This is a genomic window from Marinobacter sp. UBA3607 (assembly GCF_002375525.1).
In the GTDB taxonomy this organism is placed as follows: domain Bacteria; phylum Pseudomonadota; class Gammaproteobacteria; order Pseudomonadales; family Oleiphilaceae; genus Marinobacter; species Marinobacter vinifirmus.
Map to the genome: position 1 here is coordinate 105,074 of NZ_DFLY01000032.1, position 18,205 is coordinate 123,278.

General features: G+C 58.0%; 15 protein-coding genes and 1 pseudogene. 14 read left to right on the top strand and 2 right to left on the bottom strand.

The window, feature by feature from the left end:
• The coding region (locus B2589_RS12110) for an MFS transporter (protein WP_286816744.1) at positions 1-849 on the top strand (849 nt) is incomplete at its 5' end.
• A gap of 20 nt (positions 850-869) precedes the next feature.
• On the opposite strand, the pseudogene B2589_RS12115 reads toward B2589_RS12110, so the two are convergent.
• Positions 870-1,298 (bottom strand): annotated as a pseudogene (locus B2589_RS12115) (ATPase, T2SS/T4P/T4SS family); the annotation flags it as partial.
• Positions 1,299-1,393: 95 nt separating this feature from the next.
• The gene (locus B2589_RS12120; RefSeq protein ID WP_286816745.1) at positions 1,394-2,275 is read right to left on the bottom strand and encodes a LysR family transcriptional regulator; all 882 of its coding nucleotides are present in this window, start codon (positions 2,273-2,275) and stop codon (positions 1,394-1,396) included.
• A gap of 633 nt (positions 2,276-2,908) precedes the next feature.
• Here B2589_RS12120 and leuC point away from each other — a divergent pair.
• From leuC to B2589_RS12185, 13 genes are all read left to right on the top strand, one after another.
• A complete protein-coding gene (gene leuC, locus B2589_RS12125; protein WP_273133796.1) occupies positions 2,909-4,327 on the top strand; it encodes a 3-isopropylmalate dehydratase large subunit in 1,419 nt (472 codons plus the stop codon).
• A gap of 17 nt (positions 4,328-4,344) precedes the next feature.
• Positions 4,345-4,992 (top strand): 3-isopropylmalate dehydratase small subunit, encoded by a 648-nt coding sequence (gene leuD, locus B2589_RS12130; protein ID WP_286816746.1) that lies wholly within the window; start codon positions 4,345-4,347, stop codon positions 4,990-4,992.
• A 17-nt stretch (positions 4,993-5,009) separates the two neighbouring features.
• Positions 5,010-6,083: a 3-isopropylmalate dehydrogenase gene (leuB, locus tag B2589_RS12135; protein WP_286816747.1), complete on the top strand. Its 1,074-nt coding sequence runs from the start codon at positions 5,010-5,012 to the stop codon at positions 6,081-6,083.
• Between the two features lie 126 nt (positions 6,084-6,209).
• Positions 6,210-7,325, top strand: a complete 1,116-nt coding sequence (asd, locus tag B2589_RS12140) for an aspartate-semialdehyde dehydrogenase (protein ID WP_058340843.1) — start codon at positions 6,210-6,212, stop codon at positions 7,323-7,325.
• 313 nt (positions 7,326-7,638) lie between these two features.
• Complete coding sequence (locus tag B2589_RS12145) at positions 7,639-10,818, top strand: FimV/HubP family polar landmark protein (RefSeq protein ID WP_286816748.1); 3,180 nt, start codon at positions 7,639-7,641, stop codon at positions 10,816-10,818.
• 87 nt (positions 10,819-10,905) lie between these two features.
• On the top strand, positions 10,906-11,814 hold the full coding sequence (gene truA / locus B2589_RS12150) for a tRNA pseudouridine(38-40) synthase TruA (protein WP_286816749.1): 909 nt from the start codon (positions 10,906-10,908) through the stop codon (positions 11,812-11,814).
• Positions 11,811-12,440, top strand: a complete 630-nt coding sequence (locus B2589_RS12155; protein ID WP_286816750.1) for a phosphoribosylanthranilate isomerase — start codon at positions 11,811-11,813, stop codon at positions 12,438-12,440. The genes truA and B2589_RS12155 overlap by 4 nt, the downstream gene beginning before the upstream one ends.
• 4 nt (positions 12,441-12,444) lie before the next feature.
• Entirely contained in the window at positions 12,445-13,641 is a 1,197-nt protein-coding gene (trpB, locus tag B2589_RS12160) for a tryptophan synthase subunit beta (protein ID WP_213016952.1), read from the top strand.
• 17 nt (positions 13,642-13,658) lie between these two features.
• Positions 13,659-14,468, top strand: a complete 810-nt coding sequence (gene trpA, locus B2589_RS12165; RefSeq protein WP_094624052.1) for a tryptophan synthase subunit alpha — start codon at positions 13,659-13,661, stop codon at positions 14,466-14,468.
• A gap of 38 nt (positions 14,469-14,506) precedes the next feature.
• A complete protein-coding gene (accD, locus tag B2589_RS12170) occupies positions 14,507-15,436 on the top strand; it encodes an acetyl-CoA carboxylase, carboxyltransferase subunit beta (protein WP_286816751.1) in 930 nt (309 codons plus the stop codon).
• Positions 15,417-16,727, top strand: a complete 1,311-nt coding sequence (gene folC / locus B2589_RS12175) for a bifunctional tetrahydrofolate synthase/dihydrofolate synthase (RefSeq protein ID WP_286816752.1) — start codon at positions 15,417-15,419, stop codon at positions 16,725-16,727. The genes accD and folC overlap by 20 nt, the downstream gene beginning before the upstream one ends.
• Before the next feature lie 90 nt (positions 16,728-16,817).
• Positions 16,818-17,507, top strand: a complete 690-nt coding sequence (locus B2589_RS12180) for an SPOR domain-containing protein (protein ID WP_286816753.1) — start codon at positions 16,818-16,820, stop codon at positions 17,505-17,507.
• A gap of 103 nt (positions 17,508-17,610) precedes the next feature.
• Positions 17,611-18,180 carry a CvpA family protein gene (locus B2589_RS12185; RefSeq protein ID WP_058340852.1) on the top strand — a complete coding sequence of 190 codons (570 nt, stop codon included), beginning with the start codon at positions 17,611-17,613 and terminating at the stop codon, positions 18,178-18,180.
• Positions 18,181-18,205: the final 25 nt, after the last annotated feature.

An 18,205-nucleotide genomic window follows, 5' to 3' on the forward strand; every position in this document is an offset into this window, starting at 1 on the left:
TTTACCTTTTTCTGGAACGCGATTCTTCCGCTGTATGAAGTGATCACCCTGCGGGTGCTGGGTTCAAAAAAAGAACGTTACGGCAAGGTTCGGCTGTGGGGCTCGGTGGGCTTTATCGGTGCGGTGGCGCTGGTTGGCGGCTTGCTGGAACTGGTGCCGATTCGCTATTTGCCCTGGCTGTTGCTGCCGGTCTTCGCCGGCATTGCCGTGTCGGCCTTCCTGGTGCCGTCCGAACGGGGTGAACGCAAAGAGTCTGCTCCCAAAGGCAGCCTGAAAGCCATCGTTACCCATCCGGCGGTGGTGGCCTTCTTCCTGATGAACTTCCTGCTGCAGGTCTCCCACGGCGCTTACTACACGTTTTTCAGTATTCACCTGGAACAACACGGCTACGGAAAGCTGTCGATCGGCCTGTTGTGGTCACTGGGGGTGATTGCCGAAATAGGGCTGTTCCTGGTCATGCACCGGCTGTCGACGCGGTTTACCGTGCGCCAGATTGTGATCGGCTCCCTGGTGTTGACCATGATTCGCTGGGGGCTGATTGCCGAGCTCACCGGGCTTGTTCCGGTACTGATCTTTGCCCAGCTGTTGCATGCGGCGTCTTACGGTGCCTTACATGCGGTTTCGGTGCAGTACATTCAGGGTTTCTTCGGCAAACATCACCACGGGCAGGGGCAGGCGCTGTACAGCGGGTTGACCTTCGGCGCCGGTGGCGCGCTCGGCGCCTGGATGTCAGGTTTCCTGGTGGACGGCTACAGCACCTCTGCCGCCTTCTGGGGCGGTGCCGTAGCCATGGCTCTTGCCATCGTGGTTACCTGGCGGGGGCTGCAACCCCCGCCGAAAGAGGCCTGACCGGGCGTTTATTGATCCGGGTCTTCCTCACTGATTTTGCCTTCCTGCCAGAGCTTGAACAGGGCCAGGTCGAAGGTTTGCATGCCCAGGTTGGCAGACTTCTCCATGATCTCCTTGATGCCGTCGATCTCGCCCCGCAGGATCAGTTCGCTGATAGTGGGCGTGCCCAGCAGGATTTCGATGGCAGCGGTACGTTTCTTGTCCACAGTAGGAATGAGGCGCTGTGACACAAACGCCCGAAGGTTCATCGACAGATCCATCAGCAGCTGCGGCCGGCGTTCCTCCGGGAAGAAGTTGATGATCCGGTCCAGAGCCTGGTTGGCGTTGTTGGCGTGCAGGGTGGAAATACACAGGTGCCCGGTTTCGGCAAACGCCAGGGCGTGTTCCATGGTCTCCCGGTCCCGAATCTCGCCGATCAGGATCACATCCGGCGCCTGGCGCAGGGTGGAGCACCGGTGCTCAGGTAAAGGTCTGAGCCATCGTGTTTGGCCAGGATTTTCAGGTAATCGTCAAAGCCCATCTTGTCTCCCGCTGTTTATCCGGATCAGGTTGTTTGGTTTGCTTCTTCGTCGTGAACAATACCGAGCAGGGCGGTCGCCGCCGGGCTCAGATGCCGGCCTGACAAACCCACCGCCCCCAGCACCCGGCTGACCGGAAACCCGGTATCCAGCTGGTGCAGGCTTTCATCCACCATACTCACCGGCAACACACTCCAGCCAAGGCCCACACTGGCCATCATCTTGATGGTCTCAAGATAGTTGGTGGGAATCTGCTGTTTGAGCGGAAGGTTGGCTTCCAGGAACAAACGGCTGACCGCCCGGTACGTTGCCGTGGTGGTGTCTGGCAGCAGCGCGGGATACTGGGCCAGGTCTTCAAGACTGGCGTTTTTACCCACTGCAAGCTCATGGCCGGCGCCCACCACAAAGGCCATAGGATCAGACCACTGTTCGTATACCACGAACTCGCTTCCCATGCTGTCACTGAGTGTGACAAACGCCAGCTCTGCGTTACGTTTGAGCATCTGACTGTAAGCGGCATCGGATTCCATAAACTGCAGGTTGACCGTTACTTCCGGATAGTCACTGACGAACCGTCGCAGCCAGTTTGGGAGATGATGCAGGCCAATGTGGTGGCTGGCGATGATTTCGAGTTCGCCACTGATGATGCCGTCGTCGGCTGATAGCGCCATGCGCGCGTTGTGGATTTCATCGAGGATGCGCCTGGCGTGGGGCAGCAGCCTGGCGCCGGCTTCGGTGACACGGATTTCCCGGTGGCCACGTTCTATCAGCTTGGTGCCCAGCTGGTTTTCCAGGGCCGCAAGGCGTTTACTGATAGCCGGCTGTGTCAGGTGCAGCGCTTCTGCGGCTTCGGAGAAGGAACCCTGATCGACTATGCTCAGGAATGCTTTTAAGGAGTTTGCGTCCATTTTCGGTGTCCGTCTCTTTCCGGCGTGTTCCGGTGCCTTGGTACAGGTCCCGGCTTGTGGGGCACCTTTCCAAAAACCGCTACAAGCACCCGCAAGCGGGTCCAGCCAGCAATCATAGATTGCTGTCGTTCGGCTACGCATGAAGCTTAGCTTCATAAACGCTTGCCTCACCCCTGTGCGCTTCTCTCCGGCCATCCATGGCCTACGACATTTTTGGAAAGGTGCCCCACAAGCCGGAACTCGAACTTTGGGTTACAGCAGATCGAATCATTGGTTGCTGGAAACCCCGACCATTGTATGAGGTGCGACTGGGTGGAAAGGCTTTTCAAAACCGTTGAGGGCCATGGACGGCCCGAAACGAGCCTACAGGGACGTACTCGTGGGCGTGTTTTGAAAAGCCTTTCCACCCAGTTGTGCCTGGCACCGAACTTGTTTGGGAAGCGGCCCCCACCAACGTGCGCCCGGCACGGAGTTGGATCGAGGTTAACGCCAAACTCCGGATTACCTGGAATATAGAGCATAACCAAAAGGAATGCGATGGATGAAAAAGATGAATTGAGGTTATGTCAGGCGGAAGAGTAAGATAGAGGCATCAAAGCAGAAACAGAAACCCCCAGAGAGTGAGAGAGAACCATGGCGGGCAAGACCTTATACGACAAATTGTGGGACGACCATTTGGTCAAACAGCGGGACGACGGCTCCGCATTGATTTACATCGACCGTCAGTTGCTGCACGAAGTAACCTCACCGCAGGCATTCGAAGGCCTTCGGATTGCGGGTCGCAAGCCGTGGCGGATTGATGCCAACATCGCGACACCGGACCACAACGTGCCAACCACCGATCGTGATCGTGGCATCGACGGCATCGTGGATCCGGTATCCCGCACCCAGGTGGAAACCCTGGACAAGAACTGCGACGAGTTCGGGATTCTGGAATTCAAGATCAAGGACCAGCGCCAGGGCATCGTGCACGTGATCGGGCCGGAGCAGGGTGCAACCTTGCCGGGCATGAGTATTGTGTGTGGGGATTCCCATACCTCTACTCACGGCGCCTTTGGTTGCCTGGCCCACGGTATCGGTACCTCTGAAGTTGAGCATGTTCTGGCCACCCAGTGCCTGGTTCAGAAAAAGATGAAGAACATGCTGGTGAAGGTGAACGGCAAACTTGGCGCGGGTGTGACCGGCAAGGATGTGGTTCTGGCCATCATTGGTAAGATCGGCACCGCTGGCGGTACCGGTTACGCCATCGAGTTTGGTGGTGAGGCGATCCGTGGTTTGAGTATGGAAGGCCGGATGACTATCTGCAACATGGCCATCGAGGGCGGTGCCCGTGTGGGTATGGTGGCGGTGGATGACACCACCATCGAGTATGTGAAAGGCCGTCCGTTCTCTCCGAAAGGCGAGACCTGGGACAAGGCCGTTGAATACTGGCGTACCCTGCACAGCGACGACGACGCGGTTTTCGACAAGGTGGTTGAGCTGGACGGCACGGCTATCCAGCCGCAGGTGAGCTGGGGTACGTCTCCGGAGATGGTAACCGGTGTCGACGGCAATGTGCCGGACCCGGCGAAGGAAGAAGATCCCATCAAGCGCGAGGGCATTGTGCGCGCGCTCAAGTACATGGGTCTGCAGCCGAACCAGAAGATTACCGATATCCAGCTGGATCGCGTGTTTATCGGTTCCTGCACCAACAGCCGGATTGAAGACCTGCGCGAAGCGGCTGCGGTGGTGAAAGGTCGCAAGGTGGCTTCCAGCCTGAAGCAGGCCATGGTGGTTCCGGGTTCCGGCCTGGTTAAAGCGCAGGCGGAGCAGGAAGGCCTGGACAAGATCTTTATCGAGGCGGGTCTGGAATGGCGTGATCCGGGTTGCTCCATGTGTCTGGCCATGAACGCCGACAAGCTGGGGCAGGGCGAGCATTGTGCGTCTACCTCCAACCGGAACTTCGAAGGTCGTCAGGGCTTTGGTGGGCGTACCCACCTGGTGAGCCCGGCCATGGCTGCCGCAGCGGCGGTAACCGGCCACTTCGTTGATGTCCGTGAATTGATGCACTGAGCCACAGGAGAGAGACCATGCGCGCATTTACGCAACACCAGGGCATTGTAGCCCCCATGGACCGTTCCAATGTGGACACGGACATGATCATTCCCAAGCAGTTTCTGAAGTCCATCAAACGCACGGGCTTTGGCCCGAACCTGTTTGATGAACTGCGCTACCTGGACGAAGGCAAGCCGGATCAGGATTGTGCTGGCCGTCCGCTGAATCCGGATTTTGTGCTGAACCAGGACCGTTACAAGAACGCCAGTGTACTGCTGGCCCGGGCCAACTTCGGTTGCGGTTCCAGCCGTGAGCACGCGCCTTGGGCGCTGGATGATTTCGGTTTCCGGGTGATCATTGCCCCGAGCTTTGCCGATATCTTCTACAACAACTGCTTTAAGAACGGCCTGTTACCCATTGTTTTGGATGAAGAAGTTGTCGACAAGTTGTTCAAGGAAGCCGAAGCGAACGAGGGCTACCAGCTGACCGTTGACCTGGAAGCCAAGACCGTGACCACGCCGTCTGGCGAGTCGTTTGGTTTTGATGTGGATGACTTCCGTCGTCACTGCCTGCTGAACGGTCTGGACGACATTGGTGTAACGCTGGAAGATGCCGATACCATTCGTGCCTATGAAGATGCTCGCCGCAAGACGGCTCCCTGGCTGTTTAACGCTGGAAACTGATTAACAAGGGTTTGGATATGTCCCGTAATGTATTGCTTCTGCCGGGTGACGGCATTGGTCCGGAAATTGTTGCCGAGGCAGAAAAGGTTCTGCACAAGGTTAATGAGCAGTTTGGTCTTGGTCTGAGTTTTGGCAGCGCGTTGGTCGGTGGTGCGGCCATCGATGCTAATGATACTCCGCTGCCGGACGAGACCCTGGAGAAGGCCCGCAAGGCCGATGCCATTCTGCTGGGCGCCGTAGGTGGCCCCCAGTGGGACAGCCTGCCGATGGCCAAGCGCCCGGAGAAGGGGTTGCTGGGTTTGCGTTCTAACCTGCAGCTGTTCGCCAACCTGCGGCCTGCCATTCTGTATCCGCAGCTGGCGTCTGCGTCTTCCCTGAAGCCGGAAGTGGTTTCCGGCCTGGATATCCTGATTGTGCGCGAGTTGACCGGTGGTATCTATTTCGGCCAGCCCCGTGGTGTGCGTGAGCTGGAGAACGGCGAGCGTCAGGGTTACAACACCTATCAATATACAGAATCCGAGATTCGCCGGATTGGCCGGGTTGCTTTTGAGGCGGCCCAGCAACGGGGCAAGAAGCTGTGTTCCGTAGACAAAGCCAACGTGCTGGAAGTGACCGTGCTGTGGCGGGAAATCATGGAAGACCTTAAGCGCGAATATCCCGACGTGGAGCTGTCCCACATGTACGTGGACAACGCCGCCATGCAGCTGGTTCGTGCGCCGAAGCAATTCGATGTGATTGTGACTGGCAACATGTTTGGTGATATTCTTTCTGACGAAGCGGCTATGCTCACCGGCTCTATCGGCATGTTGCCGTCTGCGTCGCTGAACTCTGAAAAGCAGGGCATGTACGAGCCTTGCCACGGTTCGGCACCGGATATCGCCGGTAAGGGCATTGCCAATCCGCTGGCCACCATCATCAGTGCAGCCATGATGCTGCGTTATAGCCTGAATGAGGAAGAAGCCGCAGCAGCGATTGAAGCGGCGGTCAGCAAGGTGCTGGATCAGGGCCTGCGTACCGCAGACATCATGTCTGACGGCGGCCAGAAGGTCTCCACCCGCGAAATGGGTGAGGCGGTACTGAACGCACTTTAAGCCAGGCTTGATCCGGCAAACCGAGACCCGACAGCGGCGCGATGCTGCCGCTGCGGGATCATCCATCCTGTCCCTGCCAGCGATAACGGTAATGGGCGGGCATAATGTGAGGTTCAAAGGTCGCACATGAAGCGAGTTGGACTTGTAGGTTGGCGTGGCATGGTAGGCTCAGTCCTCATGCAGCGCATGCGTGAAGAAAACGATTTTGCCGATATCGATCCGGTGTTTTTCACCACTTCCCAAACAGGGAAGCCGGCCCCGGACGTAGGCAAGGAAGGTGTTCCTCCTCTGCAGGACGCCTTTGATATCGATACCCTGAAAGGCATGGATGTGATCGTGACCTGTCAGGGCGGCGATTACACCACCGAGGTTTACCAGAAGCTGCGTGATGCGGGCTGGGAAGGCTACTGGATTGATGCCGCATCCACCCTGCGGATGGTGGATCATTCCGTGATCGTGCTGGACCCGGTTAACCGTAACGTGATCGACTCCGCCCTTGATAAAGGCGTGAAGGACTACGTTGGTGGTAACTGCACCGTCAGCCTGATGATGCTGGCCCTGGGTGGCCTGCTGGAGCAGGACCTGATCGAGTGGGTTTCTCCGATGACGTACCAGGCGGCTTCCGGTTCTGGTGCCCAGAACATGCGTGAACTGCTGAACCAGATGGGCGCCCTGAACGAGAGCGTGAAATCAGAGCTGGCCGATCCCTCATCCGCCATCCTGGAAATCGACCGCAAGGTGACCGACACCATGCGTTCCGGCGATTTCCCCACCGAGCATTTCGGTGTGCCACTGGCCGGCAGCCTGATTCCGTTTATCGACAAGCAGCTCGATAACGGCATGAGCAAGGAAGAGTGGAAAGCGGGTGTGGAGACCAACAAGATTCTGGGCCGCTCCGGCAACCCGATCCCTATTGATGGTATCTGCGTACGCATCGGCGCCATGCGTTCCCATAGCCAGGCGCTGACCATCAAGCTCAAGAAGGATCTTTCGGTTTCTGAAATCGAAGGCATCCTGGCCAAGGGCAACGACTGGGTGAAGGTGATCCCGAACGATCGTGACGCCACCATGCAGGAACTGACCCCGACCAAGGTGACCGGTACCCTGAGTATTCCTATTGGGCGCATCCGGAAACTGGCCATGGGGCCGGAATACATTTCAGCGTTCACCGTGGGTGACCAGCTGCTTTGGGGCGCCGCTGAACCGCTGCGCCGCATGCTGCGGATTCTGCAAGAGCGTTAAGAAATGTTACGCAGGGGCAATTAATGCCAACTGTGTCCGGTTTTTAGCAAACCGGTCGGGGGCGGAGGCTGATTTCAGCGTCCGCCCCTGTTATTTTCAAGGGCAGTAAGGAGTTCCGCCTGACAGGTCAGGAATCAGTGCAAGGATTGCAGCTGATTGATTGATAAAAGGGGACTTATCATCAATACTTTCCCCGCCATAGTTAGACTTACGATATAAAAACGAGAAATAACAAGACGAAACGTCATCCAACCTCGTCCGATTCTGCTGAAAGTCAGCAGTAACGAATAACGGAGACTGGAAAGGAAAAAGCATGAAGGTACGCAAGCTTGCGGTTGCCCTGGCGCTGGCGGGAGGGCTTGGCTCCGGCATGGCACAGGCCCTGGGGCTCGGTGAAATCGAACTGCAGTCCTGGCTGAATGAGCCCCTGGACGCAGAAATCTCACTCAGACAGAGTGCGGGTGTGGATCCGGGTGATGTATTCGTCAATGTGGCACCGGAGGCTGCTTATCAACGGGTAGGTCTGGAGCGGAACCAGTTTCTGAGCAAACTGAAGTTCGAGGTGGTAACGGGCTCCGATGGTAACCTTGCCATCAACGTGTCGTCCCGTGAGCCGGTGCGTGAACCATATTTGAACTTCCTGCTGGAGCTGACCTGGCCCAACGGTCGCCTGATGCGGGAATACGCGGTTCTGGTTGATCCCCCGGTTTATGCCGAGGAATCCGGTGTGCGGGAGCAGGTGAGCGCGCCTGTATCGTCGGCGGCATCTGCGCCGGCACGTCAAACCACCACCCGCAGTCCGGAATCGATTCGTCGCGAGGCGGCTGTACAGCGTGCGCCGGCCCGGGGCTACCAGCCTGACACCTTTGGTCCGACCGGACCGTCTGACACGCTTTGGATGATTGCCCAGCGCATGAGGCCGGATAGTTCTGTGTCCATGCAGCAAATGATGCTGGCCATCCAGGATCTCAATCCGGATGCCTTCATCGACGGCAATATCAACAAGTTGAAGCGCGGGCAGGTACTTCGTGCGCCGACCCTTGATCAGATTCAGCGCCGCACCAAGGCCGAGGCCAATCGTGTTGTAGCCCGACAGAACGAGGAATTCCAGTCTCCACGCCCTGTTGATGCAACCCGTACCGCCCAGGCTGAAACGGCCCCGGCACAGACTGCTGAAAATGCCGGCACCGACGAACTGAAACTGCTGGTAGCCGAGGAAGAAACCTCTCCCCGTACCGATGACGAAGGCGGTTCAGCAGGTGGCGATGGCGAACAGGCTGGCGGTGCAGACGCCGGTAATGCCGTTGCCATGGAAGAGCTGGATGCGACTCGTCGTGAAAACGAAGAACTGTCCAGTCGCCTGCAGGATATGCAGGAACAGGTTCAGACCCTGCAACGCCTGCTCGAGCTGAAGAATAGCCAGTTGGCGGAACTTCAGGGTATGACCCAGGAAGAAGCTGCTGCGGCGCTCGCGGCCGAGGGTGACAGTGCCCAGGCCGGTGCCGCAGGTACGGATGCCAATGCTGATGGTGAAACCGCCGCGGCTACGGAGTCTGCTGACGCAGAAGAACCGGCGACTCAGGCCGGTGAGAGTGCTGTGGTCCAGGAAGGTGAAAGTGCTGAGGCCCAGGAAGGTGAAAGTGCTGATACTGAGGCTGGTATGGCTGAAGGGAGCGCGGACACGACTGCCGCAGTGGCTGGTGCCGGTGAGCAAGCGGAAGCCAGTGCTGCTGAAGGTGAGAGTGAAAGCGCCGAGGCTCCTGCGGAGGCCGAAGGCGATGCATCTGGTTCTGGCCAGTCTGACGTAACGGGTGCTGATACGGCTGCACAGCCTGGTGCTGACACCGAGTTTGCAGAAGCGACAGAAGCTGCTGAAGCCGACGACGCCCCTGCAGCGGCTGCAGCCCCGACTCAGGAGGAAGCCAAGCCTCAGCCCAAGCCGTCGCAGACTGCACCTGCCAAAGAGAAAGGCTTCTTTGGTCAGTTGATGGACACCATTCTGGGCAACCCGATGTACCAGATTGCGCTGGGTGGTGGCCTGATTCTGTTGCTCCTGCTTCTGCTGCTGGTCGCTCGTAAAAACGCCAAGCGCGAGAAGGATTTCTACGATGAGTTCAATCGTGGTGAAGACGATTCAGCAGATGATTCGGTAGACCTTGGCCCTGCAGCGGCTGTTGCCGGCAGCGACCAGGAAGAAACTGCCGATGCGCTGACAGAAGCCGAGACCTACATTGCCTACGGTCGTAACGACCAGGCCATCGAAGTCCTGGAAACCGCAATTTCCCGCGAGCCCAGCCGTGCAGACCTGCGACTGAAGCTGTTGTCTGTCTATGCAGATAACCAGGACCGTGATGCCTTCGAGAAGCAGTACGGTGAAGTAGCGGCACTGGAAGACGAGTCCTCCCTGCAAGAAGCGGAAGCCATTCGCAGCCGTCTGGACGAAGCGGAGTCCATGCCCAGCATCGATGACCTGGAGTCCCAGCTGCGTTCCGATTCCTTCAGTCTGACGGATAACGAACCGGAGCAGGCACTTTCCTTCGAGACACCGGAGCAGGAGCCGGAAGAAGACTGGTCCCTGTCTGATGAGCTCAAGGCGGATGAATTTGAAGCCGCTGCCGATGAAGTGAAAGAAAACGAGTTCGGCGAGCTGGAATCCGACAGCTCACTCGAAACCGATGCAGACGACAATTCCGTTGAATTCGATCTCTCCGATTTCGAACTGGACGCTGAAGATGCCGGTCTGGACCAGCTGGATTCCGAGCAGCCCGAAAAGGCGGACGAGGAAGACCTGAGTCTGGAGCTGGGTGAGCTGGAAGAGCTGGGTGAACCGGAACAGGCGGAAGAGTTGGGCGACCTGGATAAGCCTGTCACCGGCGAAACCGAAAGCGAGCAGCCTGCTGAAGAAGAGATCGACCTCGGCCTCGAGGGCGAGTCGCTGGACGAATCCTTCCTGGACGAGCTGGATGCCGAGCTGGAGAAAGTATCCAGCGAGGAAGACTCCCTGGAAGAGCTGGACCTTGAAGATTCTTCCCTTGAAGAGCTGGAACTGGACGTTTCCGACGAAGACCTGGCCCTGATGGAAGAATTCTCCGAAGACAGCGAGAGCCCGGAGGTCGACGAAGAACTGGGCCTTGAAGACGCCCTGCAGGAACTGGAGACCGAAGAAGAACCTCTTGGCGACTTGCCGGATGTTGAGCCTGAGGCTGAGGCGTCCGACACTGACGCAGAAGTTCCGGAAATGCCGGAAGAGGGCGCGTCAGACGAGGCGGTCACTCCCGCTACCGGACTGGATATCGACGAAAGCGATCTTGAAGACGACGACTTCGATTTCCTGGCCGGCACCGATGAGGCTGCCACCAAGCTTGACCTGGCCCGTGCCTACATCGAGATGGGTGACAGCGACGGTGCCCGTGACATCCTGGAGGAAGTTGCACTGGAAGGTAACGATGATCAGAAAGCCGAGGCGCAGGAGCTCCTTAAAAATCTTTCCTGATCCGTTATAATCAGTTCCATCGTGGCAACAGCGCCGGCCTTTGTGCCGGCGCTTTGTTTTTCAGAAGACATCATTCCGGGCTGACCCTTGTTTCTTATTCCACAACCCCTGACCACAGATAACGCCATCGGTAATGGCCGTGTTGCCATTGCCTTTGAGTACGACGGCCGGCGCTTCCATGGCTGGCAGTTCCAGAAAAGCGGTGTACGATCAGTGCAGGCCGAACTGGAAAAGGCTGTGGCAAAGGTGGCTGATCATCCGGTGGACCTGGTGTGTGCCGGCCGGACCGATGCGGGGGTGCATGCCAGTTTTCAGATTGCCCATTTTGATACTCCCTCGGTACGCAACCTCCGGTCCTGGGTGATGGGTATGAACACGGCCTTACCCGACGACATTGCCGTGCACTGGGCGGGCAAGGGGGGCGACGACTTCCATGCCCGTTTTTCTGCGGTTTACCGCCGCTATCGGTATATCATCTACAACCACGCGGTCAGACCGGGAATCCAGCGAGGGCAGGTGAGCTGGAACTTTCGCCCGCTGGACGAGCACAGAATGCACCAGGCCGCCCAGGCGCTTATTGGCGAGCACGATTTCACCTCATTCCGGGCAGCCGGCTGCCAGTCCCGTACGCCGGTTCGTTACATGGAGCGGATTTCGGTAACCCGAAGCGGCAGTTATGTCGTAATTGATGTGCAGGCCAATGCGTTTTTGCACCATATGGTTCGGAATATAGCCGGTGCCCTGATGGATGTGGGCACAGGAAAGGAATCGGTGGACTGGGTTGGCGACGTGCTTGAGGCAAGGGATCGCAAGCTTGCCGGGGTCACTGCACCGCCACACGGGCTTTATCTGGTGGATGTGGGGTATCCTGACGGGTATGGTATTCCGAAAGCCCTGTGCGGGCCCGGTTTTGCCAGTCCCTGGTTTTCAGCCGAGGCGAACCAGCCCATTCCGCCAAGCCATATTCACCCGAAACAGCCGGTAACGGAATCATGACAACCCGCGTTAAGATCTGCGGCCTGACCCGGCCAGACGATGTGGAAGCGGCCATTCACGCCGGTGCAGATGCCATTGGCCTGGTGTTTTTCGACAAGAGCCCCCGGGCTGTCTCTGCAGAGCAGGCAAAACAACTTGCGGCCAGGGTTCCGGCCTTTGTCACGCTGACCGGACTATTCGTTAATCCGGAGCCAGCGTTCGTCAAACAGGTGCTTGAACAGGTGCCGCTGGACTTGCTGCAGTTTCACGGCGACGAAACGCCGGAATTCTGCGCCTCTTTCGGCCGGCGCTGGATTAAAGCGGTCCGGGTTCAGAAAGCCGGCCAGATCGAACAGGCCTTCGTGGACTACCAGAATGCCTGTGGTCTGCTGGTGGATGCCTGGGATCCGGACCGTTACGGCGGTACAGGTCATTCCTTCAACTGGCAGCTGATTCCGGAACAACGGCCGCTGCCCCTGATATTGGCCGGTGGTTTGTCATCTGCTAACGTAGCCAGCGCTATCGAGCAGGTACGGCCATGGGCTGTCGATGTGAGTGGTGGGGTAGAGCAGAGTAAAGGCAGGAAAGACGCCACCAAACTATCCGAATTCATTAAAGAGGTTCACCGTGTCTGTAAAACTGACTGAAGAAATGCTCAAGGCGCTTCCTGATGCGAAAGGCCACTTCGGTGCCTTTGGTGGCCGGTTTGTATCGGAAACCCTGATGGACTCCCTGATGACGCTCGAGCGGGAGTATCTGCGCCTGAAAGACGACCCTGAGTTTCAGGCTGCGTTCGACAAGGATCTCGCTGATTATGTAGGCCGCCCAAGCCCTCTTTACTTTGCCGAGCGCCTGACCCGGGAAACCGGTGGTGCCCAGATCTGGCTGAAACGGGAAGACCTGAACCACACCGGCGCCCACAAGGTGAACAACACGATCGGCCAGGCGTTGCTGGCCAGCTTCCTGGGCAAGAAACGCATTATTGCGGAAACCGGGGCCGGCCAGCATGGTGTGGCCACGGCTACCGTGTGTGCCCGTCTGGGTCTCGAATGCCACGTGTTTATGGGCTCTGAAGACGTCAAGCGCCAGTCCCTTAACGTGTACCGGATGAAACTGCTGGGTGCCACGGTGCATGCCGTTGAGAGTGGTACCAAAACCCTGAAAGACGCCATGAACGATGCCATGCGTGACTGGGTAGCGAACGTGGATGAGACGTTCTACATCATCGGCACCGTGGCTGGCCCGCATCCGTACCCGTTGCTGGTGCGCGACTTCCAGTCTGTGATCGGCCGTGAAACCCGTCGCCAGTCGCTGGAGAAAACCGGCAAACTGCCGGATGCCCTGGTAGCCTGCGTGGGTGGTGGTTCGAACGCAATCGGAATGTTCTACCCGTTCCTGACCGACGAATCTGTTGAGCTTTACGGCGTGGAAGCCGGTGGCCTGGGCATTGAAACCGGCCAGCATGCCGCACCCCTGTGTGCCGGCCGCCCGGGCGTACTGCACGGTAACCGTACTTATCTGATGGAAGACGAAAATGGCCAGATTGCCGGCACCCATTCGGTCAGCGCAGGCCTGGACTATCCGGGCGTAGGGCCCGAGCATTCCTGGTTGAAGGATATTGGCCGCGCCAACTACGTTTCGGTAACCGATGAAGAAGCACTGGACGGTTTCCGCAAACTGACCCGTATTGAAGGTATCATGCCGGCACTGGAGTCTGCCCATGCGGTGGCCTACGCACTCAAGCTGGCTGCTACTATGGATAAAGACCAAATGCTGGTCATCAATGTCTCCGGTCGTGGCGACAAAGATATTCACACCATTGCCCAATTGGATGGCATCGAGATCTGAAGGTATCAGGAGCAGGCATGAGCCGAATTGAAGGTGTACTGAAATCACTGAAAGAGCAGGGCCGGAAGGCCCTGATCCCCTATATCACGGCCGGTGATCCGCACCCGGATCAGACCGTGGGCCTGATGCACACACTGGTGGCGGCCGGTGCCGATATCATCGAGCTGGGCGTGCCGTTCTCTGACCCGATGGCAGACGGCCCGGTTATCCAGCTGGCCTGTGAACGGGCGCTGAAGTTCAACACGTCGCTGCGCGATGTGCTGGGTATGGTGAAAGAGTTCAGGAAAACCGATAGTGACACGCCGGTCGTGTTGATGGGCTACCTCAACCCCATGGAAGCCATGGGTTATGAGGCGTTCGCCGATGCAGCTGCCGATGCGGGCCTTGATGGCGTGCTGACGGTAGACCTGCCGCCGGAAGAAGCGGATCAGGTGGCCCCGCTGTTCGCCGAGCGCAAGCTGGATCCGATCTTCCTGCTGGCGCCGACCACCACGGATGAACGAATCAGGGCAATCAGTGAGCACTCTTCCGGCTATGTGTACTATGTTTCTATCAAGGGTGTGACCGGCTCTGCCACCATCGACGTCGACGAAGTGGCCCGGAAAGTAGCACATGTGCACGAACTGACCGCTCTGCCGGTGGGTGTCGGCTTTGGTATCCGCGATGCGGAAACTGCCGCCGCAGTAGGCAGAGTATCCGATGGTGTAATTGTTGGCAGCGTGCTGGTGGATACAATAGCCCGACACCAGACAGATCCGGACGGTCTTCGTAAGGCTCTGACCGATCTGTTGCACCCGATGCGCGAGGCTCTGGACAGTCTCTCCTGAGTTAACGGCGTCCAGGCATCAAAGGACAGGATGAAAGCATGAGTAACTGGCTGGAAAAGATCATGCCGAGCAAGATTCGCTCGGAATCACGGCAGCGTACCGGCGTGCCGGAAGGTTTGTGGAAAAAATGCCCCAAGTGTGGCGCCTTCCTGTACAAGCCGGAGCTCGAGAAGAATCTCGACGTTTGCCCGAAGTGTAACCACCACATGCGGGTAAACGCCCGTCGTCGGCTGGATATCTTCCTGGACAAAGACGGCCGTGAGGAAATCGCTGCGGATCTCGAGCCTTCCGATCGCCTGAAGTTCAAAGACACCAAGCGTTACAAGGATCGCCTGTCGGCAGCCCAGAAAGCCACGGGCGAGAAAGACGCACTGGTGGCCTTCAAAGGCACGACCATGGGTGTTCCGCTGGTTGCCTGCGCCTTTGAATTCAATTTCCTGGGCGGTTCCATGGGGCAGGTCGTGGGTGAGAAGTTCGTCCAGGCTGCCAATGTGGCCCTCGAGCATCGCATTCCCTTGGTGTGCTTCTCTGCCAGTGGTGGTGCCCGTATGCAGGAAGCGATTCTGTCGCTGATGCAGATGGCCAAAACCGCTGCGGTTCTGGAGCGCATGAAGGAAGAGGGCATTCCCTACATTTCCGTGCTCACAGACCCGGTATTTGGTGGTGTGTCTGCCAGCCTGGCCATGCTGGGCGACCTGAACATTGCCGAGCCCTATGCGCTGATCGGTTTTGCCGGCCCGCGGGTTATCGAGCAGACCGTGCGCGAGAAACTGCCGGAAGGCTTCCAGCGCAGCGAATTCCTGCTGGAGCACGGTGCCATCGACATGATCCTGCACCGTCATACCATGCGTGAGCGTATTGCCCACCTGCTGGCCAAGTTCACCGGCGGTGAGAAGCCGGGGACCGAGGCTCCGATCGAATTCGAAATTACCGAGAAACCCGATACAGATGAACCCTCCGGGCACTGATCCCTCTCCGGCGCCGGCATCCAGCCCCGGCGCCGGGGCTTCCGTTCAGGACTGGCTGACCTGGCTCGAAGCCATCCATCCTGCCGAAATCGACCTTGGCCTGGACCGCGTTCTGGTGGTTCTTCGCCGCCTGTTCCCGCGCAAGCCCAATGCCCGGATCATTACCGTGGCGGGTACCAATGGCAAGGGCACCACAGTTGCGACCCTGGAAAAGCTGTTACAGGCAGCGGGCCGCACCACCGGGGCTTACACCTCTCCGCATCTCCAGGACTACAACGAGCGGGTTCGCCTGAACGGCACAGATATTTCAGACCCGGTCTTGGTGAGTGCTTTCGAGAAAGTGGAAGAGGCCCGGGGCAAGGTATCCCTGACGTATTTCGAGTTCGGCACCCTGGCTGCGTTTGTCGCATTTGCCGATGCCGGCGTGGAAGACTGGATAGTCGAGGTTGGCCTGGGCGGCAGGCTTGATGCTGTGAACGTACTCGATGCTGATTTCGCAGTCATTACCTCCATTGATATCGACCACATCGGCTTTCTGGGTGATAACCGGGAAGTGATCGGTTTTGAGAAGGCCGGCATTTTACGGCCCGGAATCTTTGCCGTGTGTGCCGACCCGGAGCCACCGGCTTCCGTTCTTCAGCAAGCGGCCGCGCAGAAAGTGAACCTTCAGGTAACCGGAAGGGATTACCAGCTGGCACCGGCCAATGGTGATGCCAATACCGTTGAACTGACCGTAGCGGGAGATCACATCAAGCTTCCGGCCGGCCCCCTGCCGGTACAAAGTGTTGCCGCAGCGGTTGTGCTGGCGCGTAAGTTGCTGCCAGATGTGGCGCCGTCATCGCTGGGTGATATTGCCCGAACGGTCAGTGTTCCCGGGAGATTCGAGCTGCTCGCTAGAAGTCCGTTTGTGCGGGCAGACGTTGGCCATAATCCCCATGCGGCGCGCTGGCTTTCCGGGCAGGTCTCGGCCAGTCGCCTTACAGGCTCAAAGGTGCATGCGGTCTATGCGGCACTGGCAGATAAAGACGTAGAAGGCGTGATGACGGCCATGAAGTCTGTGGCCGATCAGTGGTATTTCGCCGGGCTGGATGTTCCCCGCGGCCTTGCCGTTGACCAGCTGGTTTCCCATGCGCGCGCCTGTGGCATCACCGATGGTGAGGGCTATGGCTCGGTCAGTCAGGCGTTGGATGCGGCTATCGCCAATGCCCGTCCGGATGACTGTATTGTGGTGTTCGGTTCTTTCTATACCGTTGCCGAGGCCCGGGCAAAGTTGGCGGGTGCCGGTTCTTAAACTTTGTCCATTCCCGTGCGGTGGGCTTGGACTTGGCGCAGGTGGCGGTTAGTATCGTGGTGAACGGATAATGAACGGGAGCCGTCAACGGTGGATGGATTGAAGCAACGGATAATCGGCGCGCTGGTACTGATTTCACTGGCGGTTATTTTTGTCCCGATGATTTTTGATGAGCCGCACTCGGAGCGTCAGTCCACACCGATCACCATCCCTGAAGAGCCGCCGTTCCCGGAAGTGGATATGCCGACCCAGCCGGACGCCCGGAATTTCGAAGAGCCTGAAACAGACGGTTCGAGCGTCGGTTACCGAATGGTTGAAGAGCCTGCAGAGGCCGATGCTGCGGTAGCGGAAACAGTTGAAGAGCCAGCTTCTCAAACAGTTTCTCAAACAGCTGCGGAAGCAACTCCTGCGCAAACAGCTTCGCAGGCAGAACCACAGCAAGCGCCAGAACCACAGCAAGCGCCAGAGCCACAGCAGGCAACCGAACCGGTGGCCAGTGCCAGTGAGCCCGAGCAACCCAAGGAGTTCTCCAAAACCCTTGAGGGAGCCTGGATTGTCCAGCTTGGCAGCTTCGGCAACGCCGATAATGCCCGTCGCCTGCGGGACAAGGTAATCGAGATGAAGTACGGAGCGCACCTGCAGCAAGTGACCCGTGGTGACACCGAATTGACCCGCGTGTTTAGCGGCCCCTTTGTGAGCGAAGCTGAAGCCACGAAGGCAAAGGCCGTACTCGACAAGGAATTCAATTTGAACAGCCTGGTGACCACTGGCGGTAAATAATCTGCCGGCGCCGGAAATCAACCGCTGTTTTGGGCACTCTGCAGTTTGGTGCGGTGCGGTTTCCTGATAGAATTCGCGTTTCCTTTTCTACACCGGGATGTTCATGGAAACGCTGATCTGGATTGACTGGGTCATCATTGCCCTCATTACAGTTTCCACGGTTATCAGTCTCAAGCGTGGCTTCGTCAAAGAAGCCCTTTCGCTGGTAACCTGGATTGGCGCGTTTATCATCGCCCGAACCTTTCACCCCCAGATGCAATCGCTGCTGGAATCTTCGGTTGAAACACCGTTAGTGCGGCTGATCGCCGCGTTCGCGATTCTTTTTTTCGGCACCCTGATTATCGGTGCGATCATCAATAACATGATCGGCCACCTGGTCCGGGCCACCGGTTTGTCCGCGACAGACCGGGTGCTGGGCATGGGGTTTGGCCTGCTGAGGGGCGTGGTGGTGGTTATCGTCGCTATCGCATTTACCCGATACACGCCGCTGGCACAGGATACCTGGTGGAAAACCTCAGTGATGATTGACCGGCTTGCAGTAGTCGAAGACTGGTCACGCCGGACACTGGGGGATGAATTTGCCCGTTTTCTCGGGCCGGCAGACAAAGCGCAGGAACAACCCGTACCTGCTAACGAAATCGAAGACGTGCAACCCGCGTCTGCATCCCGATAACATTCAGTTCTAACACTCGGAGAGT